Origin of the sequence: Salipiger sp. PrR002 (assembly GCF_010500775.1) — a bacterium.
Lineage (GTDB): Bacteria > Pseudomonadota > Alphaproteobacteria > Rhodobacterales > Rhodobacteraceae > Salipiger.
The window spans coordinates 14,006-39,674 of record NZ_JAAGOU010000028.1 but is presented as its reverse complement, the minus strand read 5'-3'; the positions used below and the strand labels follow the sequence as shown (position 1 = coordinate 39,674).

Genomic DNA, 25,669 nt, shown 5'->3' with positions numbered 1-25,669 from the left:
GCCCTCGCTGCGCGCGCAGAACAGGGGCATGACTGGACCTGACACTTCCCTCGAATCGCCGTTCTGGGCCGAAGGCAAGCGCGTGGCTGGGGTCGACGAGGTGGGCCGCGGCCCGCTCGCCGGCCCGGTCGTCGCCGCCGCCGTGATCCTCGATCCCGCGCTGATCCCCGCTGGCCTGAACGACTCCAAGAAACTCACGCTCAAGCGCCGCGAAGCGCTGGAGCCGATCATCCGTGCACAAGCCATGGTAGGGCTCGGCGTCGCCTCGGTGGAGGAGATCGACGAGATCAACATCCTGCAGGCCACTTATCTGGCCATGCGCCGCGCCGTCGCGGCCCTGCCCCAGAAACCCGACCATCTCCTGATCGATGGCAACCGCCTGCCCACCGATCTGCCCTGCCCCGCCACCCCTGTGGTTAAGGGAGATGGTAAGTCTGTGAGTATCTCGGCCGCATCGATCATCGCCAAGACATGGCGCGACGCGCTGATGCGGGACTTGGCGCAACACCACCCGGGTTATGGCTGGGAAACGAACGCTGGGTACGGCTCAAAAAGCCACATGCAGGCACTCCGAGATTTCGGTGTGACCCCACACCATAGAAGATCCTTCGCACCCATACACAATATCTTGTATCAAGACGGAAACGTAAGGTCCTGATTTAAAAAAACAAATTGACCCCGATTCGCCATTCCCGCATTTTATCCCCAATCCAAGAGCGCAAAAATGCGCCGGGGCAGAGGCAGAGAATGACAGCGATGACCAAGACAAAGGGCGCAACTGCGCTCCCACTCAACACGATTCTTTCCGGCGACTGCATCGAGCAGATGAACGCCCTGCCGGAGGCGTCGGTGGACCTCATCTTCGCCGATCCGCCGTACAACCTGCAGCTGAAGGGCGATCTGCATCGCCCCGACAACTCGCGGGTCGACGCGGTCGACGATCACTGGGATCAATTCGACAGTTTCGCCGTCTACGACCGGTTCACCCGCGCGTGGCTGAAGGCCGCCAAGCGGCTTCTGAAGCCCAACGGCGCGCTCTGGGTGATCGGGTCCTACCACAACATTTTCCGCGTCGGCGCGGCGCTGCAGGACGAGGGCTACTGGATCCTCAACGACGTCGTGTGGCGCAAGTCCAACCCGATGCCGAACTTCCGCGGCAAGCGCTTCACCAATGCCCATGAGACGATGATCTGGGCGTCGAAGAGCGAGGGTGCCAAATACACCTTCAACTACGAGGCGCTGAAGGCGCTGAACGAAGGCGTTCAGATGCGCTCTGACTGGGTTCTGCCGATCTGCAACGGCGGCGAACGCCTCAAGGACGCCAATGGCGACAAGGCGCATCCGACGCAGAAGCCCGCCTCGCTGCTGCACCGCGTGCTGGTCGGCTCGACCAATCCCGGCGACGTCGTCCTCGACCCGTTCTTCGGCACCGGCACCACCGGCGCTGTGGCCAAGATGCTGGGCCGCGACTTCATCGGCATCGAGCGCGAGGAAAGCTACCGCGAGGTGGCGCAAAAGCGCATTGACGCCATCCGCCCGTTCGACCGCTCCTCGCTGGAAGTGACCCGCGCCAAGCGCGCCGAGCCGCGTGTGCCCTTCGGCCAAGTGGTCGAGCGCGGCATGCTCAGCCCCGGCGAGCTGCTGGTCTCCTCCTCCGGCAAAAGCGCCAAGGTCCGTGCCGACGGCACGCTGGTGGGCGACACCGTGAAGGGCTCGATCCATCAGGTCGGCGCCCAGCTCGAGGGGGCCCCGTCGTGCAACGGCTGGACCTACTGGCACTTCAAGCGCGAGGGAAAACTGGTGCCGATCGACGAGCTACGGCAGCAAATCCGCGCCGAGATGGCCGACCGGGCCAACTGAGTTTCCGAGATACCATAAAGGTTTGACGACCGCCGGTGCCTGCTGCGGCAGGCACGACCTGGCCCCGCCTGCGCTTCTGCGCGGCGGGGCATTTTTCGTCCGGCCCCGCGCATTGGCTGCAGGAAAATCGCGTCAATCCGCGCGATCTCGAAGAGTTTGTTTACCCCACGCTGATAGCGAAGACCCGTCCGGCGCGACGCGCCATGTCTTGACGGGAATGGGTGATGAGCAGGTTTTCGATCCGCGTACAGTTGCTGATCCTCGGATCAGCCTTCATGTTCCTGACACTGGCGGTCGCCGTCGCCTCATGGCTCATTCAGGCGCGCATGTCAGACAGCCTCGATTTCGGCAATGATCTCAGGCGGCAGACCTCGGTGCTGATGGCGGCGCAGGGGCGGATCGATCATGCTGGCACGGCGATTCTGCATTTCGAACACAGCGGCACCGAACCGCTGGACGATTTGCGGGCCGATCTTCTGTCGCTGCAGACACTTATCGATGAGTCCAGCAGCGCGTTCCTCGCCCCGGACTCGCGCGAAGCGCGCCGGCCCGAGATGCACACGCGGCTGCAGACGGTTGGGGCCATGGCCACCTCGCTGGTGCCCCAGATCGACACGCTGACCATCCCTGGCTTCACCATATTCGAGCGGGATGCCCATATCAGCACCGTCCTTCTTCCCGCGCTCGACAAGGCGCGCAAAGAGGTCAAAGAGATGCGCGATGCGCTGCGCACTCAGGCCGAGCGCGCCGACAGCATGGCGCGGACCGCGATGGACACAGGCTTCCTGTTGCTCATTGGCGCGAACGGTCTGGCCGTCACCCTGTCGCTGATCTGCGTCGTGGTCTTCGGCAAACTGCTCGCGCGCCCCTTCCAAACCGCTGCCCGCAGCGTCGAGCGTATTGCCCAGCAGGACTTCGAGACCGAAATCGAAGGGCTCGAGCGCGGCGACGAGGCGGGATCCATCGCGCGCAACCTTGAAGCGCTGCGCGACCGCCTGCGGCAGGCCGAAGCCGACCGTACGGAGGAGCAAGCCGCCAACGACCAGAGGCTCGCGCTTTTCAGCGCCCTTGGTGACGCCATGGGCGGGCTGACCCGCGGCGAGACGGGTCATAGGCTCGACGCGACCGACTGGCGACTGTTGGGCGACAACGCCGTGCGCCTGTGCGAGAATTTCAATGCGCTTGCACAGGGCATCAGCAGCCTTGTCGCCTCGCTGCGCGCCTCCACCGACACGGTCCAGCGCAACTCTCAGGAACTCTCCTCCATGTCGCGGGAAATGTCCCGGAGATCCGAGGTGCAGGCCGCCACGCTCGAGGAATCCGCCGCAGCGCTAGAGCAGCTCTCGTCCAGCGTACGCGCCGCGGCAGAACGTGCCGAAGATGCCGACCGCCGCGTTGGCGAAGGGCGCCGCCGCGCCGAGGAAGGCGGCGCCGTGATGGAAAAGGCGCTGACGGCCATGGGCTCCATCGCCGCCTCTTCCGACCAGATCACCCAGATCATCGGTGTGATCGACGACATCGCCTTCCAGACCAATCTTCTGGCGCTCAACGCGGGCGTCGAAGCGGCCCGTGCCGGAGAGTCGGGCAAAGGCTTCTCGGTCGTCGCTTCGGAGGTCCGCTCTCTGGCACAGCGCGCTTCGGAGTCGGCAAGAGAGATCAAAGCGCTGGTGTCCAACAGCTCGCAGCAGGTGAAGGATGGCGGGCAGTTGGTGGAACAGACGGGCACCGCGCTCTCGGACATCGTGCGCAACGTCAGCGAGGTATCGGATCTCGTCGCCGAGATTGCCACCGCCGCCAAGGAGCAAGCGGCGGGACTGCAGGAAATCAACGTGGGCGTGGCGGAACTGGACAAGGTCACGCAACAGAATGCCGCTATGGTCGGCGAGACCAGCACCGCAAGCGATCAGCTCAGCAGCGAAGCGGAACGCCTTTCCACACAGCTCAATCGCTTCATGGGCGTCGAAGCCGCGGATACGCAGGATGTCACGCCGGTGGCCGCGCCTATCGAAAGCTTCGAGCCTGCGCCGCCCTCGGTTCCGGCTGCCCAATCCCAGCCCACACCAAAGCGCGCCGTCGCGGGCGATGACGTGAGCTGGGAAGAATTCTGACCGGGGGCTTCTTGCGGGTCTCTGCGGCGCTGGGTGACCCGCTTTGATCGCCCCCCGCCCCTTAGAGCTCCGTAGCGTGCCTGACGCCACAGGCAAAAGCGACAGAGGCAGTAGCAGTGGCGCCCAGATCAGCCGATCTGACCGCGATTGGACCCAATCTGACCGCGGTGCAGCAGAAGGTGATCGAGGATGACACAGGCCATCATCGCCTCACCTACCGGCACCGCGCGAATGCCGACGCAGGGATCGTGACGGCCCTTGGTGACGATGTCGGTTTCCTCGCCGCCCACCGTCAGCGTCTTGCGCGGCGTCAGGATCGAAGATGTCGGCTTCACCGCGAAACGCACCACCACGTCCTGCCCGGTGGAAATCCCGCCCAGCACCCCGCCCGCGTGGTTCGAGCTGTAGACCGGCCCATCCGGCCCCATGGTGATCTCGTCGGCATTGGCCGAGCCGGTCAACGCAGCCGCAGCCATACCTTCGCCGATTTCCACGCCCTTCACCGCGTTGATCGACATCATCGCCGCCGCCAGATCGGTGTCGAGCTTGCCGTAAATCGGCGCGCCCAGCCCCGCGGGCACGCCGCGCGCGACCACCTCGATCACCGCGCCGACGCTGTCGCCGGACTTGCGCAGACCGTCGAGATAATCCGCCCAGCCCTCGGCGGTTTCGGCATCGGGGCACCAGAACGGGTTGCGCGCGATCTCCTCCCAGTCAAAGCGCGAGCGGTCGATCGCCTGCGGGCCCATCTGCACCATGTAGCCGGTGATCGACACACCCGGCGCCAACTCGGCCAGCGCCGCCCGCGCCAGACCGCCCGCAGCCACCCGCGCCGCCGTCTCACGCGCCGAAGAGCGCCCGCCGCCGCGATAATCGCGGATGCCGTACTTCTGGTAGTAGGTGATGTCGGCGTGCCCGGGGCGGAACTTGGCCGCGATCTCGGAGTAATCCTTGGACCGCTGGTCGGTGTTCTCGATCATCAACTGAACCGGCGTGCCGGTGGTCTGCCCTTCGAAGACGCCGGAGAGGATTTTCACCGCATCGGGCTCGCGCCGCTGGGTGGTGTATTTGTTCTGCCCCGGCTTGCGCAGGTCCAGCCAGCTCTGCAGCGTGGCTTCGTCGATCTTCACGCCCGGCGGGCAGCCGTCCACCGTCGCGCCTAGCGCCGGGCCGTGGCTTTCGCCCCATGTGGTCACACGGAAGAGATGGCCGAAAGTGTTGAGGCTCATGGGGATGTCTCCTGTGTCGGGCCGCGGGGTCTGCTCGCCAAGCCTGTTAGGCCAGCGCGGCCCCTGTCTCAAGGAATTTCCGCAACAAACAGCGACACAAGACGACACCGGACGACACTGGGCACTGCGCGCAATTCCCTTGTCAGAGGCCCCGACCCCGGCTAGGTCTTGCGCTACCTCGGGGTGCCGCGCGATCCGCGCCGGCTGAGATGCGATCCACGCGAACCCGTTGAACCTGACCCGGTTAGCACCGGCGGAGGGAAGGTCACGGCCCAAGGCCCCACGCGCCCCGGCCCATCTTGCCCTCTCGCCGCAAATTTGGAGGATGCCATGAAGGCCATCAGTTTTGCAGCGGGATGTCTCTTTGCCAGCACGGCGCTGGCGCAAGAGCCCGTTCTGACCGTCTACGCAGGCGATTACGTCGTCTCGGAATGGGGCCCCGGCCCGAAGATCGAAGAGATGTTCGAGGCGCGCTGCGGCTGCGATCTGCAGTTCAAGCCCGGCGACCTGCTGCCCCGCCTGCTGCTCGAAGGTGATCAGACCGAGGCCGATGTGGTCTTTGGCCTCAACACCGATGTGACCAAGAAGGCCCGCGAAAGCGGCCTCTTCGCCCCGCATGGCGTGGACCTCTCGCCGCTCACCCTGCCGATCGACTGGACCGACGACACCTTCCTTCCCTACAACTATGGTGAGACGGCCTTCATCTACGACACCACCCGCCTGTCCGAGCCGCCCACCAGCTTTGCCGAGCTGCTCGACGCGCCGGATGATCTGAAGATCGTCATCCAAGACCCGCGCAGCTCGATCTCGGGCCTCGCGATGGCGCTCTGGGTCGAGGCGGTGTTTGGCGATGAGGCCGAAGATGCCTGGCGCAAGCTGGCGCCGAAGATCCTCACCGTCACCAAGGGCTGGTCGGAAAGCTACGGCCTTTTCACCGATGGCGAGGCCGACATGGTGCTGAGCTACACCACCTCGCCCGCCTATCACATCATCGCCGAAGAGGATTACACCAAGAAGGCGCTGATCTTCCCCGAGGGCAATTATTTCATGGTCGAACTGGCCGCGAAACTTGCCAACACCGATCAGCCCGAGCTGGCTCAGGACTTCATGGATTTCATCCTGACGCCCGAGTTCCAGCAGATGATCGCCACCGGCAATTGGTCCTTCCCCGCCGCCCTGCCGCACGAGGACTGGCCGGAAGGGTTCAAGGAGCTCGAACTGCCGAGCAAGGTTCTGTTCTACTCCGAGGACGAGGCCGCCGCGCTGCGGGATGAGGCGATCGAGGCATGGCGTCGCGGCCTCTCGCAATAATCGCGGCGCTTGCCGCGGGCGGGCTGGTGCTGGCACTGGTGCTGGGCCCGGTCGCGGCGGTGCTGGCGCGGGCTGGTGGCTGGGGCAGCCTTGGCCCCGGCGACTGGCAGGCGCTGCGCTTCACGCTCTGGCAGGCCTGTCTTTCGGCGCTGTTCTCGGTGGCGCTGGCGATCCCGGTCGCTCGCGCGCTGGCACGACGGCGCTTTCCGGGGCGCGGGCTGCTGATCTCGCTTCTGGGTGCGCCGTTCATCCTGCCGACGATCGTGGCGGTGCTGGGGCTGCTGGCGGTCTTTGGCCAGAACGGCATGGTCAACGCGGCCCTGCGGGCGGTCGGACTGCCCGGCTTCAGCATCTACGGCCTGCACGGCGTGGTGCTGGCGCATGTGTTCTTCAACCTGCCGCTGGCGACCCGGCTGCTGCTGCAGGGCTGGCTGGCGATCCCCGCCGAACGCTTTCGCCTCGCCGCCTCGCTGGGGCTGTCGCCATGGGCGATGCTGCGCACCCTCGAGGCGCCCATGGTGCTGCGCATCGCGCCCGGAGCCTTCGCGGTGATCTTCGTGATCTGCCTGTCGAGCTTCGCGGTGGCGCTGACGCTGGGCGGCGGCCCGCGCGCCACCACGGTCGAGCTGGCGATCTATCAGGCGGTGCGCTTTGATTTCGACCTCGGACGCGCGGCGCTGCTTTCGGTGATCCAACTGGCGCTGGCGCTGGCGGCGGGGCTGGTGGCGCTGCGGCTTGGCACCGGCGGCGGCTTTGGTGCGGGGCTCGACAGGATGGTGACCCGCTGGGACGGGCGCGCAGGGCTTTCGCGGGCGGCGGACATCGCGTGGATCGCCCTCGCCGCGCTCTTCCTGCTGACGCCGCTCGGCATGGTGGTGGCGCGCGGCCTGCCCGGGCTGGTGCAACTGAGCGCCAGCAGCTGGGAGGCAGCGTGGAATTCGCTGACCGTGGCGCTGGCCTCGACGCTCCTTTGCCTGCTTTGGGCGCTGCCGCTGTCCACCCGCTGGGGCGAGTGGCTGGGGCTCGTGGGCATCGCCGTCTCGCCGCTGGTGCTGGGCACCGGCCTCTTCCTGATCGTGCGCCCCTTCGCCAACCCGCTGTCGCTGGCGCTGCCCGTCACGACCTTGGTGAACGCGCTGGTCGCCCTGCCCTTCGCGCTGCGCATCCTGCGGCCAGAAGCCGAGACGGTGCGCGCCGACTACGGACGTCTGGCGCAGGCGCTGGGGATGACCCCGCTCGCGTGGCTGCGCCTCGTGCTGCTGCCGCGGCTCCGCCGACCGCTGGGCTTTGCCGCCGGGCTCACCGCCGCGCTGTCGATCGGCGATCTCGGCGTCATCGCCCTTTTTGCCGACCCCGACCGCGCGACCCTGCCGCTGCAGGTCTACCGGCTGATGGGCTCCTACCAGATGCAGGCGGCAGCGGGCGCGGCGCTCTTGCTGCTGCTGTTCAGCTTCGGGGCCTTCTGGCTCTGCGACCGGGGAGGCCGCGCCAATGCTGACACTTGAGGCCCTGCGCTACACCGAGGGTGACTTCAACCTTTCGGCCGACCTGTCGCTGGCGCCCGCGCGGCGCGTGGCGATCATCGGCCCGTCGGGCGCGGGCAAGTCGACGCTGCTCGACCTGATCGCCGGGTTCCTCGCGCCCAAGGCGGGCCGCCTGCTCTGGCAGGGTCAGGACATCACCACGACGCCGCCCGACAAGCGCCCCGTGGCCATGCTCTTTCAAGAGAACAACCTCTTCCCGCACCTGAGCCTCGCGCGCAATCTGGGGCTGGCGCTGCGCCCCGGCGGCGGACGGCTGACGGCGGACGAGCGCCGCAAGGTCAACGAGGCGCTGGAGCGTGTCGGCCTCGGCGGGCTCGCTGCGCGCAAACCCGGCGCGCTGTCGGGCGGGCAGCAGAGCCGCGCCGCACTGGCGCGCGTGCTGCTTCAGGCCCGGCCAATCCTCGCGCTGGACGAGCCCTTTGCCGCGCTCGGACCCGCGCTGAAGGCGCAGATGCTGGACCTTGTGCAGGAGGTTGCGGGCGAGCTGGGCGCGCTGGTGCTGCTGGTCAGCCACGACCCGCAGGACGCCCGCCGCTTCGCCGAAGAAACGGTGCTCGTGGCGGATGGCGCGGCGCATCCTCCGGTCCCGACGGACGAATTGTTCGACGCCCCCCCAGAGGCGCTACGCGCGTATCTGGGACTATAGCGCAGCGCGAGCCGGGCGAATGCCCCCCCAAAGCAAAAGGCCCCGCCAGACAGCGGGGCCTTTCCATTCACATCAAGCGAAGATCACTCCGCCTTGTGCTTGAGCGGGCGCCAGATGCGCTTGTTGGTCAGATAGAGCAGCACCGACAGCAGCGTCAGGAACAGCACCCCGACAAAGCCCGCCTGCTTGCGCGCCATCATCTTCGGCTCGGCGGTCCACATCAGGAAGGCCGCGATGTCCTGCGCCTCGTGGTGCAGCTCGTTCGAGTGACCATCGGCGAACTCCACATCCTCCCCAGCGAGCGGCGGGGCCATGGCGATCCAACCGGTCGAAAACGCGTGGTTCTCGTAGAAGGTGGTGCCAGCCTCTTCCTTGGTCTCGCCGGTGTAGCCGGTGAGGATCGAGGCGATGTATTCGGCGCCGCCCATGCCGTTGAACAGCTGCGACAGGCCGGTGCCATACGGGCCGTGGAAGCCTGCACGCGCCTTGGCCATCAGCGACAGGTCGGGCGCGCCGACGCCGTTGTTGACCGGGAAGTGGTCGGTCGGGGTCGCCGGACGGTAGTCCTCCAGCTCTTCGTCGAACACTTCGAAGTTCTGCGCCGCATAGGCACGCACCTGATCCTCGGGCAGGCCGGGGCCGCCCTCGTCACCCAGGGTGCGCAGCGGCACGTAGCGCAGACCGTGACAGGCCGAGCAGACCTCGGTGAAGATCTGCAGGCCGCGCTGCAGCTGGGCCTGATCATAGGCGCCGAAGGGACCTTCGAAGGAGAACGAGAAGTCCTCGACGTGGCCACCCTCACCGGCAGCAAAAGCGCTGCCGGCTGCAAGGCCGAGGGCCGTGACGGCGGAAAGGGCAAGTTTCTTGAACATGACTCTTGGGTCCTTTCTCTTACTCGGCCGGGGTGGACGCGGTCGCGCCCTTGTCCGAGGACTTGCCGTAATGCGCCTCGAAGTCTTCCTCGATGGTCGCGGGCTGCGGCAGCGGCTTTTCGATCACGCCCAGAAGCGGCAGGATCACGAAGAAATAGCCGAACCAATAGGCCGCCCCGATCAGCGAGAAGCTGGCATAGGGCTCTTCCGCCGGCATGGCGCCAAGCCACATCAGCGCGATGAAGTCGATCACCAGCAGCCAGAACCACCACTTGAACTGCGGCCGGTACTTGCCCGAGCGCACCGAGGAGGTGTCGAGCCAGGGTGCCAGCGCCATCGCGATGATCGCGCCGAACATCGCCAGCACGCCGAAGAACTTCGCATCGACGATACCGCCGGTGATGAAGGAGGCGATCTGAACGACCCAGACTTCCGAGGTGAAGGCACGCAGGATCGCGTAGAACGGCAGGAAGTACCATTCCGGCACGATGTGCGCCGGCGTCGCCAGCGGGTTGGCCTCGATGTAGTTGTCGGGGTGGCCAAGGTAGTTCGGCATGAAGCCGACGATGGCGAAGAACACGGCAAGGATCACCGCCAGAGCGAAGAGGTCCTTGATCACGTAATACGGCCAGAACGGCACAGTGTCCTTCGCGGCATCCGCCTTCGACGTGCGGCGAACCTCAACACCCGTGGGGTTGTTGTTGCCGGTGGTGTGGAAGGCCCAGATGTGCACCGCCACCAGCGCCGCGATGACGAAGGGCAGCAGGTAGTGCAGCGAGAAGAAGCGGTTCAGCGTGGCGTTGTCCACCGCCGGTCCGCCCAGAAGCCATGTCTGGATCGGCTCGCCGATGAAGGGGATCGCCCCGAACAGGCCGGTGATCACCGTCGCGCCCCAGAAGGACATCTGTCCCCACGGCAGCACGTAGCCCATGAAGGCGGTGCCCATCATCGCGAGGTAGATCAGCATGCCGATGATCCATGTGATCTCGCGCGGGGCCTTGTACGAGCCGTAGTAGAGCCCGCGGAAGATATGCGCGTAGACCGCCACAAAGAACAGCGACGCGCCGTTCATGTGCAGGTAGCGCAGCATGTAGCCGCCGTTCACGTCGCGCATGATATGCTCGATCGAGGCGAAGGCCATGTCCACATGCGGCGTGTAATGCATCACGAGCACGATGCCGGTGATGATCTGCAGCGCCAGACAGAAGGTCAGGATGATCCCCCAGATCCACATCCAGTTCAGGTTCTTGGGTGTGGGGATCATGATGGTGTCGTAAAGCAGACCGACGATGGGCAGGCGCTTGTGCACCCAGCGTTCGCCACCGGTCTTCGGTTCGTAGTGATCGTGCGGAATTCCAGACATGAGCGCCTCCCCTTAGCCCAGCAGGATCGTGGTTTCTTCCACGAAGGAAGCCACGGGAACGTGAAGGTTCTGCGGCGCCGGGCCCTTGCGAATGCGGCCAGCGGTGTCGTAGTGCGAACCATGGCAGGGGCAGAACCAGCCTCCGACGCCGCCCGCAGTATAATCACCGGCATTGCCCAGAGGCACACAGCCAAGATGCGTACAAACGCCCATCATGACCAGCCACTCGCCCGCCTCGTCGAGGGTGCGGTTCTGGTCGGTGGCATCGGCTCCGGCGGCGACGTTCTCGTTTCGCGCCTCGGTGTCGACGAGCTGATCCATGGTGACCGAGCGGGCTTCCTCAATTTCCGCTTCGGTCCGGCGCCGGATGAACACCGGCTTGCCGAGCCATTTGACCGTAAGCTGACTGCCGGACTCCACCCCGGACACGTCAACACGGATGGTGCTCAGGGCACGGACGTCCGCCGACGGGTTCATTTGGTTGACCAGCGGCCAGACGGCCGCGCCAGTGGCGACTACGCCGGCACCGCCGGTGGCATAGAAGAGGAAATCTCTTCTGGTGCCTTCGTGATCTTCTGCTTGTGACACGGGGTCTTCTCCATTCCTCAGAGGCCGGTTTCGCGGCCGGCCGACACGCAGATAAGGCCGCGCAAGTACGCAGCATTTCCACTGGATGTATTATCGGTCCGCCCTTCGTCCGTAAAGCAAACATAACAGCCACATCCATCAGAGTGCCGATGTGTCGCGGTTGAAACCCTACCGTTGCGGAAGATATTACCCAATTAACAGAACATCCCCAAATGGAGGCAAGGCCATGAAAGCCCTGATTCTGCCCACCGCGCTGCTTGGTTTCGGCTTCGCCGCCCCCGCCTTCGCGCAAGACTTCGAAGCCTCGGTCTACACCGGCTGGCAAACCGCGCCGCACAGCCGCATCACCGGCGAGTATCCCGGCACCGGCGCCGATTTTGACGAGCTCATCGGCTGGGAAGGCAAATCCTTCGAGATGCCCCCCTACTGGGGTCTGCGCGGCACATGGTGGCAAAACGACACCTTCGGCTGGGCGCTCGAATTCACCCACGCCAAAGTCTATGCCAACGACAGCGACCGCGACGATGCGGGCTTCTCGACGCTGGAGTTCACCGACGGCATCAACATCCTGACCGTCAACGCCATGCGCCGCTGGCCCGAGCAATGGGGCAAGCTGACCCCCTTCGCCGGTGCAGGTCTTGGTGTTGCGGTGCCGCACGTCGAAGTGGCCACCACTGGCGGCACGGATGATACCTTCGAGTATCAATACACCGGCCCCGCGGCGCGCCTGCTTGCTGGCGTAAGCTATCCGATCAACGACAAATGGTCGGTCTACGGCGAGTATCAGTTCACCTACTCGTGGAACGAGGCCGATCTCGACGAGGGCGGCACGCTGAAGACCGACATCAAGACCAACGCGCTGAACGTCGGCCTGTCGATGAAGTTCTGATCGGCACCATGCCATCGCGGAAACGACAAAGCGCTCCCCTCGGGGAGCGCTTTTGCTTTGGGGTGGCACCGGGGCCGGAAGAGCCGCCTTAGCGCTTCTTCACGAACTCGGTGCGCAGCACCAGACCCTTGATCGTGTCGTGGCGACAGTCGATCTCTTCGGGATTTTCGGTGAGCCGGATCGAACGGATCACCGTGCCCTGCTTCAGCGTCTGCCCCGCACCCTTCACCTTCAGGTCCTTGACCAGCACCACCTGATCGCCATCGGCCAGCAGGTTGCCCGCGGCGTCACGCACCTCGACCACCGCAGCCGCAGCCACCTCGGAGGCGGGCTTCCACTCGCCGCTGGCCTCGTCATAGACCCACTCTTCGTCTGTGGCCATCTTGGCCTCCCTGCTCAGTCCCGCTCAGTCGGGCGCGCTGCCGCGCATACGTTTCTTCGGAAGCATGATCACCACCGCCACAAGATAGGCCGCACAGAAGAGCGCGAGGGTGATCCATGCGTAGGTCAGCACCGCGGCGCCGACAAATGCCACACCGACCAGCACGTATTTGACGTTCTGGCGCGAGATGCGCGTGGTCTTGAACGACCACGTGGGCACGCGGCTGATCATCGCCAGCCCGGCCAGTACCAGCCAGCCCGCCAGCAGCAGATCGGGGAACATCGGCCCGGCACCGAGCCCAAAGCTCAGATACATCGGCAGCATCGCCAAAAGCGCGCCCGCCGGAGAGGGCACGCCGGTGAAATAGGCGTTGTCGTGATCCTTGTCCTCGGACTTGCGCATCACGTTGAACCGCGCAAGGCGCACCACCGCGCAGACCGCAAACACCAGCACCGCGATCCAGCCGAAGCTGCGGCTGTCTTCCAGCGCCCAAGTGTAGAGCAGCATCCCCGGCGCCACGCCGAAGTTGAGGAAATCGGCGAGGCTGTCGAGTTCGGCGCCCATGCCGCTTTCCGACTTCAGCGCCCGCGCCAGACGTCCGTCGAGCCCGTCGAGCACCGCCGCCAGCAGGATCAGCTGCACCGCCAGTTCGTAAGACCCCTGCAGACCGAAGCGGATCGCGGTGAGACCGGCGCAGATGGCCACCACGGTCAGCACGTTCGGCAGCAGTTGGATCAGCGTCACCTTCTCGGCGGCGCGGACCTTCGGATCCTCTGTCGGCTTCTGATCATTCATTCAGGGGCTCCCCAAGGTCGGCAATGACGCTCTCGCCCGCGATCATGGTCTGGCCGATGGCAACCTGCGGCTCCACCCCCTCGGGCAGATAGACGTCCAGACGCGAGCCAAAGCGGATAAGACCGAACCGATCTCCACGGTTCAGCCGGTCGCCGTCCTTCACCCACCACATGATACGCCGCGCCACAAGCCCTGCGATCTGCACCACGGCGATCTCGCGCCCGTCTTCAAGGCGGATGCGCAGCGCGTTGCGCTCGTTGTCCACCGAGGCTTTGTCGAGCGAGGCGTTGAGGAACTTGCCGGGGCGATAGGCCACCGAGACGATCTCGCCCGTCGCCGGGGTGCGGTTCACGTGGCAGTTGAACACCGACATGAAGACCGACACGCGGGTCAGCGGCACGTCGGGCATACCCAGCTCGGCCGGCGGCACGGCGGGCTCGATCAGCGACACCACGCCATCGGCGGGCGAGACCAGCAGGCCGGGGCGCTGCGGCACCACGCGCTCGGGGTCGCGGAAGAAGTAATAGCACCAGACGGTGAGGCCGACGCCGATCCAGCCCAGCGGGTCCCAGATCAGGAAAAGCACCACGGTGATCGCGGCAAAGATGCCGACGAACTTGCGTCCCTCGGGGTGCATCGGTTTGATGAACGTGTCGCGCATCCGCATGGGGAGGCTCCCTCTTGGCTGGGATTTCGGGGGTGCAGGCAGCTAAGCGCAAGCGCGCCCGCGTGCAAGCCCTTTGGCAACCACGGGGCGCACGGTCAGGCGACGCTGGCGCGGTCAGGCCTCGGCGGCCATCGGGTCGGTCGCCTGCATCGCGGGCCGTTGGGAGAACGCGTCATACCACTCGGCCAGCGCCTCGCGCCCGACACGCCACTTGCGGGCGTCATGGCGGAAATCGAGATACCCCAGCGCGCAGGCGACCGAGATATGCCCCATGTCCACGCGCCCGGCGAGATGGCTCATCCAGCGCGTGTTGAGCGCGTCGAGCGCGCGGCTCACCTTGCTCCACTGGCCCTCGATCCATTCCATCGAGACCTGTTCGCGCGGGCGAAAGCGTTCCTCGTAGATGATCAGCACGGCGGCATCCATGATCCCGTCGCCAGTGGCCTCAAGCGTCAGCGTGTCCCAGATGCGGCTTTCAGGATAGAGCCCGGCCTCGGCGCGGGCATCGAGAAAGCGGCAGATCACCCGGCTGTCGTAGAGCGTCGGCCCGTCGGCACGCACCAGAGCGGGGATCTTGCCCACCGGGTTGGCCGAGACCAGCGCGGGATCAGGTGTCAGCGGAGAGGCGGTGACCTGCACCATCTCGACATCCTCGTACTGGCCGGTTTCATGCAGCGTCACCAGCACCTTACGGACAAAGGGGGACGGTCCGGCCTGCAGCAGTTTCATCGCAGATCTCCTTGCGCGGTTCTCGCTTCGGAGCCTAGCGCGCTGGCCGCGAAAGGAAAATGGCGAAGGCGGCGATGCGCCGAAATGCCCACCGCCCTTGGCAGAGACGCCCCATCGCCAAGGGCGCATCAAACGCAAAACGGGGGGCCGAAGCCCCCCGCCTGCTGCCCGAAGGCAGACGTCCAAATGGACTGGCAGATTACATCATGCCGCCCATGCCGCCCATGCCGCCCATGTCGGGCATGCCGCCGGCCGGCGCGTCTTTCTGCGGCTTGTCTGCCACCATCGCTTCGGTGGTGATCAGCAGGCCAGCAACCGAAGCTGCATCTTCCAGTGCGGTACGCACGACCTTCGCGGGGTCGATCACGCCGAACGAGAACATGTCGCCATATTCGTCGGTCTGGGCGTTGTAGCCGAACTTCAGGTCTTCCGATTCACGCACTTTGCCTGCGACGACCGAGCCGTCGACACCGGCGTTCTCGGCGATCTGGCGCAGCGGAGCTTCCAGAGCCTTACGCACGATGGCGATACCGGCGTTCTGGTCGGAGTTCGCACCGGTCAGACCTTCGAGGGTCTTGGCGCCCTGCACCAGAGCGGTGCCGCCGCCGACGACGATGCCTTCCTGCACGGCTGCGCGGGTCGCGTTCAGAGCGTCGTCCACACGGTCCTTGCGCTCTTTCACTTCCACTTCGGTCATGCCGCCGACGCGGATGACAGCAACACCGCCTGCCAGTTTGGCAACGCGTTCCTGCAGCTTCTCGCGGTCGTAGTCCGAGGTGGTTTCCTCAATCTGGGTGCGGATCTGAGCGACGCGCGCTTCGATCTCGGCTTTCTCACCGTGGCCGTCGACGATGGTGGTCTCGTCTTTGGTGATGTTCACGGTCTTGGCGGTGCCAAGCATGTCCATGGTCACCGACTCGAGCTTCATGCCGAGGTCTTCCGAGATCACCTGGCCGCCGGTCAGGATCGCGATGTCCTGCAGCATGGCCTTGCGGCGGTCGCCGAAGCCCGGTGCTTTCACGGCTGCGATCTTCAGGCCGCCGCGCAGCTTGTTGACCACGAGGGTCGCCAGCGCTTCGCCTTCGACGTCTTCAGCAATGATCAGCAGCGGCTTTTGCGACTGGATCACCTGCTCGAGCAGCGGGACGAGCGGCTGCAGCGACGAGAGTTTCTTCTCGTGCAGCAGGATCATGCAGTCGTCGAGCTCTGCGATCATCTTGTCGGCGTTGGTCACGAAGTACGGCGACAGGTAGCCGCGGTCGAACTGCATGCCTTCAACGACGGTGGTCTCGGTCTCGAGGCCTTTGTTCTCTTCGACGGTGATGACACCCTCGTTGCCGACCTTCTGCATCGCGTCTGCGATCTGACGGCCGATTTCGGCTTCGCCGTTCGCCGAGATGGTGCCGACCTGAGCAACTTCGTTGCTGTCGTTGACCGGGCGTGCAGCTGCCTTGATGGCTTCGACGACTTTGGCGGTTGCCAGGTCGATGCCGCGCTTGAGGTCCATCGGGTTCATGCCAGCGGAGACGGCTTTGATGCCCTCTTTCACGATGGCCTGAGCCAGAACGGTCGCGGTGGTGGTGCCGTCACCGGCTTCGTCGTTGGTGCGGGAAGCGACTTCCTTCACCATCTGCGCGCCCATGTTCTCGAACTTGTCTTCCAGTTCGATTTCCTTGGCCACGGACACACCGTCTTTGGTGATGCGCGGTGCGCCGAACGACTTGTCGAGCACAACGTTGCGGCCTTTCGGGCCGAGGGTCACCTTCACCGCGTCGGCGAGGATGTTCACACCCTTGAGCATACGCGAGCGGGCGTCGCTGTTGAACTTCACGTCCTTTGCAGACATTTGCGAGTTCTCCTAAATCTGTATTGAGGTCAGGCGTATCGGGCCCAAGGGCCCGGAGCGATCAGCGGATCAGGCCGCCTCGGTGATGCCGAGGATGTCCGATTCCTTCATGATCAGCAGCTCTTCGCCGTCGATCGTCACTTCGGTGCCGGACCACTTGCCGAACAGCACGCGGTCGCCGGATTTCACGGCCATCGCGATGAGCTCGCCGGAATCCTTGCGGGCGCCTTCGCCGCAGGCAACGATCACGCCCTCAGCGGGCTTCTCTTTTGCGCTGTCGGGGATGATCAGACCGCCCTTGGTCTTTTCGTCGCTCTCAACGCGGCGAACCAGCACGCGGTCGTGAAGCGGTTTGAATGCCATCTTCGAGTCTCCATAGCTCAAAGGTTGTCCCTGTAGGCCCCCGCTGATAGCCAGACGGCGTCTGACCCGAGAGCCGTTAGCACTCACCCTTGTGGAGTGCTAACGAGGCATAGCTAGGCAGGCCCACGTTTTGAGTCAACACTCCCGTCCGAGAAAATTTCATGACACCCGGCAGAGCGTATCGACCCGCGCCCGAGACATGTGCACGGTCCGGCGCTCTCGCAAGGCAAGCCACGCAGGCCATGGCATATCTCCGCCGAATGTGGTGACCTGACTGAGATCACAGAATCGAGACCCACATGGCCATTCCCTACGCGCCGATCTCGGCGCCCTCCCCGCTGCAGCAGCCGCCGCACGACAATACGCGTGGCTTCCTGTTCATGGCGCTCGGCTTTTTCGGCTTCGGCATCACCGACATGCTGGCCAAATTGCTGACAGAACATCTGCCGCTGATGCAGGTGATCTGGTTCCGGCAGTCGGGTCTTTTCATCGGGGTGATGGTTCTGCTGATGATGCGCGGCAGCCATATCCTGCGCACGCCCCACCCGGTGCTGCAAATCCTGCGGGGGGTGATCGCTCTGGGCTCGGCGGCCTGTTTCGTCATGTCGCTGCGCTTTGTCGGACTGGCCGATGCCACGGCAGTCACCTTCACCGCGCCCTTCATCGTCACCCTCTTCGGCGCGCTCTTGCTCAAAGAGCCGGTGGGGCCGCGCCGCTGGGCCGCAGTGATCACCGGGTTCATCGGCATGCTGGTGGTGATCCGCCCCGGCATGGGCGTCTTTCACCCGGCCATCGGCTTTGCCTTCATCGCGGCGCTCTGCTTCGCCGCCCGGCAGCTTCTGTCGCGCTACCTCAGCGGCGCGGACAGCATCGCCACGACGGTCAGCTACACCTCGCTCACCTCTTTCCTGCTGTGCTCGGTGCCGCTGGTCTTCGTCTGGCAGACGCCGCCCAGCCTTGGCGTCTGGGCCATGTGCCTGATCATCGCCACGACGGCGGGCCTTGGCGAGTTCCTGATCATCCGAGGGCTCGACGTGGGTCAGGCCGTGGTGATGGCCCCGGTGCAATACACGATGATCATCTGGAGCACGCTCTACGGCTTCCTCGTCTTCGCCGATCTGCCCGATCTGTGGACCTTCGTCGGCTGCGGGATCATCATCGCCTCGGGGCTCTACACGCTCTACCGAGAGCGCGTGCTGGCCAAACGCGCGAAACGCGCCGCCGCCGCCGCGCAGGCAGAACTGCAAGCCACGCCAAGCGAGGCCTAAGCAGACGGCCCGAGGGGCGGCGTCACTCCGCCGCCTCGTCCTCCCAACTGCCCGCCCAATGCACCAGCCCCTCGCGTCCCGCATCGGTCAGATCGTAAACCCCCACGCGCACGCGGGTGAACCAGCCATAGTGATTGTCGGCCATCAGCCGCGTCGCCACCTTGACCCCGGTCGCCGCCACCACATCCCGGCCCCGGCTCTCGCCCGCCTCGATCAGGAACGCCGCACAGCGCAGCGCGTCCTGCCGGTAGCCGGTGACGATGCCATGCCGCGTGGCACCGCCGTCGTTGGGATCGCCGGTGATCCGCCGGAACTCGCGCAGCAGCTTGGCCTGCCCCGCCTTGCTCTTGCGCGGCGCATAGGGGCCCGGATCGCAATGCACCTCGGCGCGCCCGTCCTTGACGGTGATGAACCCCAGCCCGAGCCGCCGGCACATGGCCAGATTGTCCTTCAGCGCCCGCCGTGCCGTGCGCCCGCCGGGTTTTGGCACCGCGATATAGACCAGATCGGACAGCCGCAGCCGCGCCAGCGCCTGATGAAACAGCGCCAGCGTGATCTTCAGCTTCAGCTCGACGATCACCGGCGCTTCGTCACCGCGCACCGCCACGAGGTCGGCCGCGCCCACCTCGCCCTTCACCTCGTAGCCCTGCCGGACCAAAAGCGCCTTTACCGGCGCATAGAGTTCACTTTCCCGCAACATGGCCGCCACCATCGCCCCGCCGCTTGCCGCTGGCAAGCCGCTGCCCTAGCCTGCCCCGGTTCCGCGTTCCCCGTGAGGTAGCCCCCGCATGTTCCGTCCGCTCATTGCCCTGCTCCTGATGCTCGCGCCCGCCGCGCTCCATGCCGCCTGCGAAGGCAGCGATCTGCGCGGCACGCTCACCGAGGCCGAACAGGTCGAGCGCAGTCGGATGCTGGCCGAGATCCCTTTCCCGGCGGGAAACCATTGGCGCGCCACCCGCGGCGATGAGGTGATCCATCTGATCGGCACCATGCATCTTGGCGATCAGCGTCTCGACGGGCCGGTGGAGCGCCTCGCGCCGCTGGTCGAGGGCGCCAGCACGCTGCTGCTGGAGATGACCCGCGCCGACGAGACCCAGCTGCAGCAGGCGCTGGCGGCAGATCCGGGGATGCTGACCCTCAAAGACAGCAGCCTGCCCGATCTTCTGCCCGAAGAGACGTGGCAGGCGCTGGCCGAGGCGGCGCGCGACCGCGGCATCCCGGCGATCCTCGCCGCGAAGTTCCAGCCTTGGTACCTGTCGATGATGCTCGCCACGCCGCCCTGCGCCATGGCGCAGCTGCAGGGCAAGACCGGGCTCGACAAACGGCTTGAGGATCTGGCCGAGGGTGCGGGTGTGCCGACCCGCGCGCTCGAAAGCTATGACACGGTGTTCCGCCTGTTCAACGCCGAGCCGATCGAGGAACAGCTCGAAATGCTGCGCACCGGCATCCTCGACACGAAAACCGCCGAAGATCAGTTCGCCACCATGTTCGCCGCCTATTTCGAAGAGGCCCATGCCGACACGCTGGTGATCTCGCGGCTGATCGCCCGCCGGGCTCTGCCCGAGGCCCCCGCCGAGGTCGACAAGATGATGGATGAAACCGAGGCGCAGCTGCTGGTCGCCCGCAACCACGCGTGGATCCCGGTGCTGCTGGAGGCTGCCGAGCAGAGCGAGGAGCCGGTGGTGGCCGCCTTCGGCGCCGCGCATCTGGGCGGCCCCGAAGGGGTTCTGAACCTGCTGGCGGATGAGGGGTTCACCCTCACCCGCGAGGCTTTCTAGGCCGCCAGCCCGCGCCCTTTTAGCAGCGCTTCGACCCCGGGCATGCGCCCGCGGAACGCGGTGTAAAGCTCCTCCGCCTCGACCGAGCCGCCCTTCGACAGGATGAACTCTTCGAGCTTTGCGGCGGTCTTGGGATCGAAGGCACCGCCCGCTTCCTCGAAAGCCGCAAAGGCGTCGGCGTCCATCACCTCGGACCACATGTAGCTGTAATAGCCCGAGGAATAGCCGTCGCCCGCGAAGACATGGGCGAAATGCGGCGTGGCATGGCGCATGGTGATCGCCGAGGGCATGCCGATGCTTTCCAGCACCTGCGCCTGTTTCGCCATCGGATCATCGGCGGCCTTGCCCGAATGGAACTCCAGATCGACCAGCGCCGAGGCAACATATTCCACCGTCTGGAAGCCCATGTCGAAGGTCGCCGCCGCCAGCACCTTGTCGAGCAGCGCCTTGGGCATCGCCTCTCCGGTCTCGGCATGGGTGGCAAACTCGGCCAGCACCTCCGGCACTTCCAGCCAGTGCTCGTAAAGCTGGCTCGGCAGTTCCACGAAATCGCGCGCCACCGAGGTGCCCGAGACCGAGCCGAACTCCACATCCGACAGCATCTGGTGCAGCGCGTGGCCGAACTCGTGGAACAGCGTGCGCGCGTCATCGTAGGAGAGCAGCGCCGGCTTGCCCTTGGACGGTTTGGCGAAGTTGCAGACGTTGATCACGATGGGCGCTTTCGTGACCGGGCGCTTGGCTTGGCTTTGCATCGCCGAACACCACGCGCCCGACCGTTTCGAAGCGCGGGCGAAGTAATCCCCGATGAACACCGCCAGATGCTCGCCGTTCCGCGTGACCTCCCACGCCCGGCAATCGGGATGATAAAGCGGCTGATCCAGCGCGCGGAACTCCAGCCCAAACAGGCGGTTGGCGCAGGTGAAGGCCGCCTCGATCATCCGCTCCAGCTGCAGATAGGGCTTCAGTTCCGCCTCATCGAGATCATGCAGCGCGCGGCGCCGCTTCTCGGCATAGTAGCGCCAGTCCCACGCCCGGAAATCATCGTTGATCCCGTCCTCGCGCAGCATCTCTTCCATCTGCGCCTGATCGGCCATCGCCGCGGCGCGGGCGGGCTGCCAGACCTGCATCAAGAGCTCGCGCACCCGCTCGGGGCTGCCCGCCATCTCGGTCTCGAGCTTGTAGGAGGCAAAATCGGGATAGCCCAGCAGCGCCGCGCGCTCTTCGCGCAGTTTCAGCACCTCGGCGGCAATGCCGCGGTTGTCGGTCGCCCCGCCGTTCTCGCCGCGCGAGGTCCAAGCCCGCCACGCTGTCTCGCGCAGGTCGCGCCGGGGCGAGAACTGCAGGAACGGCACGATGAGCGAGCGCGACAGGGTGATCACCGGCCCGTTATGCCCGCCAGCCTCGCCCGCCGAGAGCGCGCCATCGACGACGAACTCCGGCAGCCCTTCGAGATCGGCTTCGGTGAGCGGCATCACCCAATCAGCCTCGTCCTTCAGCAGGTTCTGGGTGAACTCGGTGCCGAGCACCGCAAGCCGCGACTTCACCTCTTTCATCCGCTCCGCCTCGGCCCCCGTGAGCGCGGCCCCTGCGCGCACGAACCCGCGGTGGGTGAGCATCAGCACCCGCGCTTCCTCATCCGTGAGCCCCAGCGTATCGCGCTGCGCCCAGAGGTCCCGCACCCGGCCAAACAGCGCCGCATTCGAGTAGATCGCCGAGCTATGCGCCGCCAGCTTGGGCGAAAACGCCCGCTGCAGCGCCTGCCGCGCCTCGTTGCTGTCCGCGCCCGCCACCGAGAAGAACACCGACAGCACCTTGTCGAGCGCCTCGCCCGCGCCCTCCATCGCCTCGATGGTATTGGCAAAGCTGGGTGCCTCGGAATTGTCGGCGATCGCCTCGATCTCGGAGAGATGCGCCGCCAGCGCCTCGTCAAACGCCGGGGCGAAATCCGCGTCGGAGATACGGTCGAAGGGGGCGAGGCCGAAGGGCGTGTGCCATTCGGCAAGCAACGGGTTGGTCATATGCAGACTCCTTTTGCAGCGAAGCTATGACCTTCGCCCGCCGCCTTCAATGGGGCTGGCGGATGCCTCCGGCGGGCGTATTTGCGGAACAATGAAAGCCGGGCACCGCGCGCGCGTCTTCGTCTAGATCAAAATATCCCCGCCGGAGGCTCCGGCTTGTGCCACCCGCGCCGCGCTCAGGGCCGCTCGCGCAGCCGCGCCTCGAGGTGCCGCAGCAGCAGCGACAGGGAAATGGTCAGCGTCAGATAGATCAGCGCCACCACATTGTAGGTCTCGAAATAGCGAAAGTTGCCCGCCGCGGTAACTTTGCCCAGTTGCGTCACATCCAGAACCCCCAGCACCGAGACCAGCGAGCTGTCCTTGACCATGGCGACGAAATCATTGCCCAGCGGCGGCAGGATGGTGCGGATCGCCTGCGGCAGCACGATCAGTCGGAACACCTGAAAGCGGCTCAGCCCGAGCGCCTCGGCGGCCTCGATCTGCCCTTCGTCCACCGACAGCAGCCCGGCGCGGAACACCTCGGCAATGAAGGCCGAATAGCCGATGGTCAGCGCGAGGATCGCCCGCCAGAGCAGCGAGAAGTCCCGCACCCGGATCGGCTCGATCCCGAGCTGTCCGGCCAGCCAGTTCCAGCCCGCCACCAGCCCCGGCGCCAGCACGAAGGCGACGTAGAGCAGCAGCACGAGGATCGGGATGCCGCGCAGGATTTCCGTGTAGAACCGCGCGATCTGCCGCAGCACGAGGCTGCCCGAGAGCGACATTAGCGCCACGCCCATGCCGATGAGCGAGGCCAGCGCAAAGCCCACCAGCGTGACAAAAAGGGTGATCTGCACGCCCTTCAGCAGCGTCAGCAGCACCTGCGCCTGGACCTCGCTGGTCAGCACCGCGCCATAGGCCAGCACCCCCAGCACCCCGGTGGCCAGCAGCCACCAGGGAAAGTCTTTCTTCGCCTGCGGTTTCATGCAGCGCGGGCCGGGCTCATTCGCCCATCTTGTAGTCGAGGAACCATGTCTTGTTCAGCGCCTCCAGCGTGCCATCGGCACGCATCGCCTCGATCGCCGCATTCACCGGCGCCACGAGGTCCGAGCCCTTGGGGAAGATGAAGCCGAAATCCTCGGTCCCCAGCTTCTCGCCGACGATCTTCAGCGCGCCCTCCGAGGAGGCCACATAGCCCTCGCCCGCGGTGCCATCGGTCAGCACCAGATCGATATCGCCGACGCGCAGCGCCTGCACGCTGGCGCCGAAGGTTTCGAAAAGGGTGATGCGCGGGGTCTGCTCATCACCGTCGAGCACATCGTAGACGCCGACGTAGAAGGGCGTGGTGCCCGGCTGCGCGCCCATCAGCAGGTCTTCATTGGCGGCAAAGGAGGCGGCATCGTCAAAACGATCCTCGTCGCCGCGCACCAGCATGACCATTTCCGAGCGCATATAGGCTTCGGAGAAATCCACCATCTCGGCGCGATCCTCGCGGATGGTGATGCCGGTCATGCCGATGTCGAACTGCCCCTCGCTCACCGCCGGGATCATCGCATCCCACGAGATATTCTCATACGCGACGCTCATGTTCAGCCGCGTGGCGATCTCGGCCATGGCGTCATATTCCCAGCCGATCGCCTCGCCGCTTTTCGGGTCGACGAATTGCAGCGGCGGATAGGCGTTCTCGGTGACCACCACCACCTCGCGGCCCTGAAGATCGGGCAGGTCCTGCGCCAGAAGCGGCGTGGCGGCAAGCAGCGTAGCGGCAAGCGCCGAGGCAAACGCAGGGGCAAGCGCAGGGGCGGCATGGGTCTTAAGCATCGGGAAACCTCTCGGGAATTTGGTGTGGCGCCAGTATGGCGCGCGCCCTGCCCTTGGCAAGACCGGCGCGCCGCGCCCGCCGTGGGGTCAGCTGCCGCCGCCGCAGACCGGGCAATCGCTGCGCGGCTTCACGGCGATCTTGCGGGTCTCGCCCCAGAGCGCGTCATAGATCAGCATCTCGCCGCGCAGGGGCTGTCCGGCCCCGGCCAGCAGCTTCACCGTCTCCACCGCCATCATCGCGCCGATGACGCCCGGCAGCGGCCCCAGCACCCCGGCCTGCGCGCAGGAGGGCGCCAGCCCCGGCGCCGCGGCCACCGGAAAGACGCATTGATAACAGGGCGCGCCATGGGCCGGGTCGAAGACCGAGATCTGCCCCTCCCATTGGCTGAGCGCGCCCGAGACCAGCGGCTTGCCCTGCGCCGCCGCCACGCGGTTCACCAAATAGCGCGTGTCCGTGTCGTCAGTGCCATCGAGGATCAGATCGTAGTCGGCGATGAGGTCCTCGGCGATGCCGGGGTCCATGCGGCGGTGATAGGGTTTCACCGTCACATGCGGGTTCTGCGCCTCCATCGCCGCCTGCGCGGAAAACACCTTGGGCATGCCGATGCGCGCGTCGGTGTGGATGACCTGCCGCTGCAGGTTGGCGTTCTCGACCAGATCATCGTCGATCACCCCGATCGTGCCCACACCCGCCGCCGCGAGATACTGCAGCGCCGGCGCACCGAGCCCGCCTGCGCCGACCACCAGCACCTTGGCCTCGCGCAGTTTCTTCTGCCCCGGCCCGCCCAGTTCGCGCAGCACGATATGGCGGGCGTAGCGCTCGAGCTCGCTGTCCGACATGCGACCGGGCTTGGCGGGCACCTCGGCGGCCCGCGCCGCCTCGCCCGCCTGCGCCCGCGCCTTCACCCGGCGCAGCACCAGCGCATAGGCCAGTCCCAGCGCCACGAAACCACCGAGGATCAGCCAGAGCGCCGGGCTGCCGCCGGTCAGCTGCCGCAGACCGTGGCCCTCGGGCAGCGCCACCTGGATCATCAGCACGATCACATAGAGCAGCCCCAGCATGTAGAGCCGCGCCGTTTTGGAGGCGCCGAGCAGATGCCCGAGCCCCCAGATCGCCGCGCCGATGCCCAGCACCAGCAGCATCAGCGCGTGCCTGTCGAGCCGAAGCCGCCCTCGCCGCGCACCGTCTCCGGCAGGCTTTCGACCAGCTCAAAAGCGCTCTGCACCACCGGCGCCACGATCATCTGCGCGATGCGCTCGCCATGGGCCACGGTAAAGCTCTCCTGCCCGGCGTTCATCACGATCACCCCAAGCGGACCGCGATAGTCGCTGTCGATGGTGCCCGGCGTGTTCGGCAGGGTGATGCCATGCTTCAGCGCCAGACCCGAGCGCGGGCGGATCTGCACCTCAAAACCCTCGGGGATCGCCATACGCAGCCCCGTTGGAATGAGCGCCCGCGCGCCCGGCGCCAGCACGACCTCGCCCCGGTCGGGGAAATTCGCCCGCAGGTCCGCGCCCGCCGCCCCGGAGCTGGCATAGTGCGGCAGCCCCAGTTCCCGGTCCGCGCCCTCGTCCCACATCATCGCCACAGAAACCACGGCTCATCCTTTCCTTGT

General features: G+C 65.9%; 25 protein-coding genes and 1 riboswitch. Of the genes, 9 read left to right on the top strand and 16 right to left on the bottom strand.

What is annotated here, in order from left to right; all coding sequences use genetic code 11:
* Positions 1 to 28: 28 nt before the first annotated feature.
* The 3 genes from G0A00_RS20660 (at position 29) to G0A00_RS20650 (ending at position 3,968) form a co-directional block, all read left to right on the top strand.
* Positions 29 to 658, top strand: a complete 630-nt coding sequence (locus tag G0A00_RS20660; protein ID WP_066102402.1) for a ribonuclease HII — start codon at positions 29 to 31, stop codon at positions 656 to 658.
* Between the two features lie 89 nt (positions 659 to 747).
* Positions 748 to 1,860: a site-specific DNA-methyltransferase gene (locus tag G0A00_RS20655; RefSeq protein WP_066102405.1), complete on the top strand. Its 1,113-nt coding sequence runs from the start codon at positions 748 to 750 to the stop codon at positions 1,858 to 1,860.
* Positions 1,861 to 2,084: 224 nt separating this feature from the next.
* The gene (locus G0A00_RS20650; RefSeq protein ID WP_164184628.1) at positions 2,085 to 3,968 is read left to right on the top strand and encodes a methyl-accepting chemotaxis protein; all 1,884 of its coding nucleotides are present in this window, start codon (positions 2,085 to 2,087) and stop codon (positions 3,966 to 3,968) included.
* Between the two features lie 128 nt (positions 3,969 to 4,096).
* Here the strand turns inward: G0A00_RS20650 and aroC are convergent, their stop codons facing one another.
* The gene (gene aroC / locus G0A00_RS20645) at positions 4,097 to 5,197 is read right to left on the bottom strand and encodes a chorismate synthase (RefSeq protein ID WP_164184629.1); all 1,101 of its coding nucleotides are present in this window, start codon (positions 5,195 to 5,197) and stop codon (positions 4,097 to 4,099) included.
* A gap of 169 nt (positions 5,198 to 5,366) precedes the next feature.
* Positions 5,367 to 5,476: riboswitch (TPP riboswitch) on the top strand.
* Between the two features lie 51 nt (positions 5,477 to 5,527).
* Here aroC and G0A00_RS20640 point away from each other — a divergent pair.
* The 3 genes from G0A00_RS20640 to G0A00_RS20630 are packed head-to-tail and all read left to right on the top strand — an operon-like array spanning position 5,528 to position 8,698.
* Complete coding sequence (locus G0A00_RS20640; protein ID WP_164184630.1) at positions 5,528 to 6,508, top strand: thiamine ABC transporter substrate binding subunit; 981 nt, start codon at positions 5,528 to 5,530, stop codon at positions 6,506 to 6,508.
* Positions 6,484 to 8,013 carry a thiamine/thiamine pyrophosphate ABC transporter permease ThiP gene (locus G0A00_RS20635; protein ID WP_164184631.1) on the top strand — a complete coding sequence of 510 codons (1,530 nt, stop codon included), beginning with the start codon at positions 6,484 to 6,486 and terminating at the stop codon, positions 8,011 to 8,013. Before G0A00_RS20640 ends, G0A00_RS20635 begins: the two co-directional genes overlap by 25 nt.
* The gene (locus G0A00_RS20630) at positions 8,000 to 8,698 is read left to right on the top strand and encodes an ATP-binding cassette domain-containing protein (protein WP_164184632.1); all 699 of its coding nucleotides are present in this window, start codon (positions 8,000 to 8,002) and stop codon (positions 8,696 to 8,698) included. The genes G0A00_RS20635 and G0A00_RS20630 overlap by 14 nt, the downstream gene beginning before the upstream one ends.
* An 83-nt stretch (positions 8,699 to 8,781) precedes the next feature.
* Here the strand turns inward: G0A00_RS20630 and G0A00_RS20625 are convergent, their stop codons facing one another.
* Genes G0A00_RS20625 through petA form a run of 3 tightly spaced genes read right to left on the bottom strand, consistent with a single transcriptional unit; the run spans position 8,782 to position 11,521 of the window.
* Entirely contained in the window at positions 8,782 to 9,570 is a 789-nt protein-coding gene (locus G0A00_RS20625) for a cytochrome c1 (RefSeq protein ID WP_164184633.1), read from the bottom strand.
* 19 nt (positions 9,571 to 9,589) lie between these two features.
* Positions 9,590 to 10,933 (bottom strand): cytochrome b, encoded by a 1,344-nt coding sequence (petB, locus tag G0A00_RS20620; protein ID WP_164184634.1) that lies wholly within the window; start codon positions 10,931 to 10,933, stop codon positions 9,590 to 9,592.
* A gap of 12 nt (positions 10,934 to 10,945) precedes the next feature.
* Positions 10,946 to 11,521, bottom strand: coding sequence for a ubiquinol-cytochrome c reductase iron-sulfur subunit (gene petA / locus G0A00_RS20615; protein ID WP_066102424.1), 576 nt, complete (start codon positions 11,519 to 11,521; stop codon positions 10,946 to 10,948).
* A 226-nt stretch (positions 11,522 to 11,747) separates the two neighbouring features.
* Here petA and G0A00_RS20610 point away from each other — a divergent pair, with 226 nt between their 5' ends.
* Entirely contained in the window at positions 11,748 to 12,410 is a 663-nt protein-coding gene (locus tag G0A00_RS20610) for an outer membrane protein (RefSeq protein WP_164184635.1), read from the top strand.
* A gap of 88 nt (positions 12,411 to 12,498) precedes the next feature.
* Here G0A00_RS20610 and G0A00_RS20605 read toward each other — a convergent pair whose 3' ends face one another.
* The 6 genes from G0A00_RS20605 to G0A00_RS20580 all read right to left on the bottom strand — a co-directional run bounded on the left by G0A00_RS20605 (position 12,499) and on the right by G0A00_RS20580 (position 17,192).
* Entirely contained in the window at positions 12,499 to 12,792 is a 294-nt protein-coding gene (locus G0A00_RS20605) for an alkylphosphonate utilization protein (protein WP_164184636.1), read from the bottom strand.
* Positions 12,793 to 12,816: 24 nt separating this feature from the next.
* A complete protein-coding gene (gene pssA, locus G0A00_RS20600; protein ID WP_066102433.1) occupies positions 12,817 to 13,587 on the bottom strand; it encodes a CDP-diacylglycerol--serine O-phosphatidyltransferase in 771 nt (256 codons plus the stop codon).
* Positions 13,580 to 14,254, bottom strand: coding sequence for a phosphatidylserine decarboxylase (locus G0A00_RS20595; protein WP_164184637.1), 675 nt, complete (start codon positions 14,252 to 14,254; stop codon positions 13,580 to 13,582). The genes pssA and G0A00_RS20595 overlap by 8 nt, the downstream gene beginning before the upstream one ends.
* Before the next feature lie 114 nt (positions 14,255 to 14,368).
* A complete protein-coding gene (locus tag G0A00_RS20590) occupies positions 14,369 to 14,983 on the bottom strand; it encodes a glutathione S-transferase (protein WP_066102437.1) in 615 nt (204 codons plus the stop codon).
* A gap of 199 nt (positions 14,984 to 15,182) precedes the next feature.
* Positions 15,183 to 16,829, bottom strand: coding sequence for a chaperonin GroEL (gene groL / locus G0A00_RS20585; protein WP_164184638.1), 1,647 nt, complete (start codon positions 16,827 to 16,829; stop codon positions 15,183 to 15,185).
* A 69-nt stretch (positions 16,830 to 16,898) separates the two neighbouring features.
* On the bottom strand, positions 16,899 to 17,192 hold the full coding sequence (locus G0A00_RS20580; protein ID WP_164184639.1) for a co-chaperone GroES: 294 nt from the start codon (positions 17,190 to 17,192) through the stop codon (positions 16,899 to 16,901).
* Positions 17,193 to 17,491: 299 nt separating this feature from the next.
* Here G0A00_RS20580 and G0A00_RS20575 point away from each other — a divergent pair, with 299 nt between their 5' ends.
* On the top strand, positions 17,492 to 18,460 hold the full coding sequence (locus tag G0A00_RS20575) for a DMT family transporter (protein ID WP_164184640.1): 969 nt from the start codon (positions 17,492 to 17,494) through the stop codon (positions 18,458 to 18,460).
* A gap of 22 nt (positions 18,461 to 18,482) precedes the next feature.
* Here the strand turns inward: G0A00_RS20575 and G0A00_RS20570 are convergent, their stop codons facing one another.
* The gene (locus G0A00_RS20570) at positions 18,483 to 19,160 is read right to left on the bottom strand and encodes a DUF2161 domain-containing phosphodiesterase (RefSeq protein WP_164184641.1); all 678 of its coding nucleotides are present in this window, start codon (positions 19,158 to 19,160) and stop codon (positions 18,483 to 18,485) included.
* A gap of 88 nt (positions 19,161 to 19,248) precedes the next feature.
* Between G0A00_RS20570 and G0A00_RS20565 the strand changes: the two genes are divergently transcribed.
* Positions 19,249 to 20,238: a TraB/GumN family protein gene (locus G0A00_RS20565; protein WP_164184642.1), complete on the top strand. Its 990-nt coding sequence runs from the start codon at positions 19,249 to 19,251 to the stop codon at positions 20,236 to 20,238.
* On the opposite strand, the gene G0A00_RS20560 is transcribed toward G0A00_RS20565, so the two are convergent.
* The 5 genes from G0A00_RS20560 to dut form a co-directional block, all read right to left on the bottom strand.
* Positions 20,235 to 22,256 (bottom strand): M3 family metallopeptidase, encoded by a 2,022-nt coding sequence (locus G0A00_RS20560; protein WP_164184643.1) that lies wholly within the window; start codon positions 22,254 to 22,256, stop codon positions 20,235 to 20,237. The genes G0A00_RS20565 and G0A00_RS20560 overlap by 4 nt on opposite strands.
* Before the next feature lie 176 nt (positions 22,257 to 22,432).
* Positions 22,433 to 23,218, bottom strand: coding sequence for an amino acid ABC transporter permease (locus G0A00_RS20555; RefSeq protein ID WP_164184644.1), 786 nt, complete (start codon positions 23,216 to 23,218; stop codon positions 22,433 to 22,435).
* A gap of 16 nt (positions 23,219 to 23,234) precedes the next feature.
* Positions 23,235 to 24,053 (bottom strand): transporter substrate-binding domain-containing protein, encoded by an 819-nt coding sequence (locus G0A00_RS20550; protein ID WP_164184645.1) that lies wholly within the window; start codon positions 24,051 to 24,053, stop codon positions 23,235 to 23,237.
* 87 nt (positions 24,054 to 24,140) lie between these two features.
* Positions 24,141 to 25,196, bottom strand: coding sequence for a molybdopterin-synthase adenylyltransferase MoeB (locus G0A00_RS20545; RefSeq protein ID WP_164184646.1), 1,056 nt, complete (start codon positions 25,194 to 25,196; stop codon positions 24,141 to 24,143).
* Positions 25,196 to 25,651 (bottom strand): dUTP diphosphatase, encoded by a 456-nt coding sequence (dut, locus tag G0A00_RS20540; RefSeq protein ID WP_164184647.1) that lies wholly within the window; start codon positions 25,649 to 25,651, stop codon positions 25,196 to 25,198. The genes G0A00_RS20545 and dut overlap by 1 nt, the downstream gene beginning before the upstream one ends.
* Between the last annotated feature and the right edge of the window lie 18 nt (positions 25,652 to 25,669).

Excerpts from the sequence above, each read along its gene's own strand:
- G0A00_RS20610 (WP_164184635.1), top strand. The coding sequence starts at position 11,748 with ATGAAAGCCCTGATTCTGCCCACCGCGCTGCTTGGTTTCGGCTTCGCC.
- G0A00_RS20595 (WP_164184637.1), bottom strand. The coding sequence starts at position 14,254 with ATGCGGATGCGCGACACGTTCATCAAACCGATGCACCCCGAGGGACGC.
- G0A00_RS20565 (WP_164184642.1), top strand. The coding sequence starts at position 19,249 with ATGTTCCGTCCGCTCATTGCCCTGCTCCTGATGCTCGCGCCCGCCGCG.
- pssA (WP_066102433.1), bottom strand. The coding sequence starts at position 13,587 with ATGAATGATCAGAAGCCGACAGAGGATCCGAAGGTCCGCGCCGCCGAG.
- G0A00_RS20560 (WP_164184643.1), bottom strand. The coding sequence starts at position 22,256 with ATGACCAACCCGTTGCTTGCCGAATGGCACACGCCCTTCGGCCTCGCC.
- G0A00_RS20650 (WP_164184628.1), top strand. The coding sequence starts at position 2,085 with ATGAGCAGGTTTTCGATCCGCGTACAGTTGCTGATCCTCGGATCAGCC.
- G0A00_RS20635 (WP_164184631.1), top strand. The coding sequence starts at position 6,484 with ATGGCGTCGCGGCCTCTCGCAATAATCGCGGCGCTTGCCGCGGGCGGG.
- groL (WP_164184638.1), bottom strand. The coding sequence starts at position 16,829 with ATGTCTGCAAAGGACGTGAAGTTCAACAGCGACGCCCGCTCGCGTATG.
- G0A00_RS20640 (WP_164184630.1), top strand. The coding sequence starts at position 5,528 with ATGAAGGCCATCAGTTTTGCAGCGGGATGTCTCTTTGCCAGCACGGCG.
- G0A00_RS20575 (WP_164184640.1), top strand. The coding sequence starts at position 17,492 with ATGGCCATTCCCTACGCGCCGATCTCGGCGCCCTCCCCGCTGCAGCAG.
- G0A00_RS20660 (WP_066102402.1), top strand. The coding sequence starts at position 29 with ATGACTGGACCTGACACTTCCCTCGAATCGCCGTTCTGGGCCGAAGGC.
- G0A00_RS20550 (WP_164184645.1), bottom strand. The coding sequence starts at position 24,053 with ATGCTTAAGACCCATGCCGCCCCTGCGCTTGCCCCTGCGTTTGCCTCG.
- G0A00_RS20605 (WP_164184636.1), bottom strand. The coding sequence starts at position 12,792 with ATGGCCACAGACGAAGAGTGGGTCTATGACGAGGCCAGCGGCGAGTGG.
- G0A00_RS20555 (WP_164184644.1), bottom strand. The coding sequence starts at position 23,218 with ATGAAACCGCAGGCGAAGAAAGACTTTCCCTGGTGGCTGCTGGCCACC.
- aroC (WP_164184629.1), bottom strand. The coding sequence starts at position 5,197 with ATGAGCCTCAACACTTTCGGCCATCTCTTCCGTGTGACCACATGGGGC.
- petB (WP_164184634.1), bottom strand. The coding sequence starts at position 10,933 with ATGTCTGGAATTCCGCACGATCACTACGAACCGAAGACCGGTGGCGAA.
- G0A00_RS20590 (WP_066102437.1), bottom strand. The coding sequence starts at position 14,983 with ATGAAACTGCTGCAGGCCGGACCGTCCCCCTTTGTCCGTAAGGTGCTG.
- G0A00_RS20570 (WP_164184641.1), bottom strand. The coding sequence starts at position 19,160 with ATGTTGCGGGAAAGTGAACTCTATGCGCCGGTAAAGGCGCTTTTGGTC.
- G0A00_RS20630 (WP_164184632.1), top strand. The coding sequence starts at position 8,000 with ATGCTGACACTTGAGGCCCTGCGCTACACCGAGGGTGACTTCAACCTT.
- G0A00_RS20625 (WP_164184633.1), bottom strand. The coding sequence starts at position 9,570 with ATGTTCAAGAAACTTGCCCTTTCCGCCGTCACGGCCCTCGGCCTTGCA.
- G0A00_RS20655 (WP_066102405.1), top strand. The coding sequence starts at position 748 with ATGACAGCGATGACCAAGACAAAGGGCGCAACTGCGCTCCCACTCAAC.
- G0A00_RS20545 (WP_164184646.1), bottom strand. The coding sequence starts at position 25,196 with ATGCTGCTGGTGCTGGGCATCGGCGCGGCGATCTGGGGGCTCGGGCAT.
- G0A00_RS20580 (WP_164184639.1), bottom strand. The coding sequence starts at position 17,192 with ATGGCATTCAAACCGCTTCACGACCGCGTGCTGGTTCGCCGCGTTGAG.